We start from the raw sequence: 1,303 nt of genomic DNA, 5'->3' as shown, positions 1-1,303 counted from the left end.
GGGGTGGCCCGCCCTGCCGGTGCCGCTCCGGCGTCACCCGGGGCGCGGGCGGTGCCGGCGCCGGGGGTTCCGTCTCGGCCGCCGGAGCCGCCGGAGCCGCCGGAGTCGGCAGGCCCGGCTCCCCGGGCTGCTCCATCTGTGCTGCCAGCCAGAGGAGTTCGGCCAGCTCCAGCGGGGTCGGGCGGACGCCCGAGGCCGCCTGGCCGAGGATGTCGGCCAGGCGGGGGAGGGGCGCCGGTGGGCCGGGGCGGTCGGCGGGCATCAGAAGGCGTCTGGCTGCGGGGAACGGCCCAGGTACGGCATCAGCTGTTCCGCCAGCTCGTCGAGCGAGTCGGTGCCGAGGCCGGAGGAACGGGCCAGGTAGATCGCGTTGAGGAGCTGGTCGGTGGCCAGTTCGCCGCTGCCCACCCGGGACAGGAACCGGTCGATCAGCTGCTGCGCGTACCCGTCGGGCTCGCCCAGGTGGGCGCGGACGATCTCGGCGAGGTGGTCGTCGTCCGGCTGCCGCAGACGCAGCGAGACACAGCGGCGCAGGAACGCGGGCGGGAACTCGCGCTCGCCGTTGCTGGTGAGGACGACGAAGGGGAAGGCCTTGCAGCGGACCCGGCCGCGCTCGACGGGGACCCGCTGGTCGGTGCCGTCGATCAGCACCTCGGCACGCCCGTCGGGGATGTCCCGGGAGGCCCGCACCAGTTCGGGGATCTCGTACTGGCCCTCCTCCAGGACGTGCAGCAGGTCGTTGGGCAGGTCGAGGTCGCTCTTGTCGATCTCGTCGATGAGCAGGGCGCGCGGGCGGGCGTAGGGGAGGAGGGCGGTGCCGAGCGGGCCGAGGCGCAGGTGGTTCTCGATGCCCGTCCCGGTCGCCGGGTCGTCGGGACGTCCGGTGGCGTGGCGTGCCGCGTACAGGCGGGAGAGCGGGTCGTACGTGTAGAGGCCGTCGTGGAGGGTGCTGCGGCTGGTGATGTTCCACCGGAGGACCGGGCCGAGCCGCAGTTCGCGGGCGACCGCGTAGGCGAGGGACGACTTGCCGGTGCCGGGCGGGCCGGTGACCAGCAGGGGGCGCCGCAGGTACAGGGCGGCGTTGACCAACTGCACCGTGTGCGCGGAGGCCTGGTAGGTCGCGGCCCGGTGGACGCGGTCGGGCGAGGTGGCCGGGGCGTCGCCGTCCTCGTCCGGCGGGTCGAGGACGGGGTGGCCGTCGAAGGCCCGCCAGGGCGGCGGCGGGGGCAGCTTGGTGATGCCGTCGTGGGGGGCCGGCGCGCCGGTGTAGACGGGCCACAGGGGCATGGTTCTTCTCTCCGAG

Annotated in this window: 1 protein-coding gene and 1 pseudogene; both read right to left on the bottom strand. The window is 75.1% G+C overall.

Going from position 1 to position 1,303, the window contains the following annotated elements; all coding sequences use genetic code 11:
* Positions 1 to 262: pseudogene (locus tag EBH09_RS38810) on the bottom strand (hypothetical protein); the annotation flags it as partial.
* Positions 262 to 1,287: a MoxR family ATPase gene (locus EBH09_RS11050; protein WP_121746816.1), complete on the bottom strand. Its 1,026-nt coding sequence runs from the start codon at positions 1,285 to 1,287 to the stop codon at positions 262 to 264. The pseudogene EBH09_RS38810 and the gene EBH09_RS11050, both read right to left, overlap by 1 nt.
* Positions 1,288 to 1,303: the final 16 nt, after the last annotated feature.

The organism is Streptomyces sp. E2N166 (genome assembly GCF_003671715.1).
GTDB lineage: Bacteria > Actinomycetota > Actinomycetes > Streptomycetales > Streptomycetaceae > Streptomyces > Streptomyces thinghirensis.
Note: the sequence above shows the minus strand (reverse complement) of the source record. Positions and strands in the feature narration are given on the sequence as shown.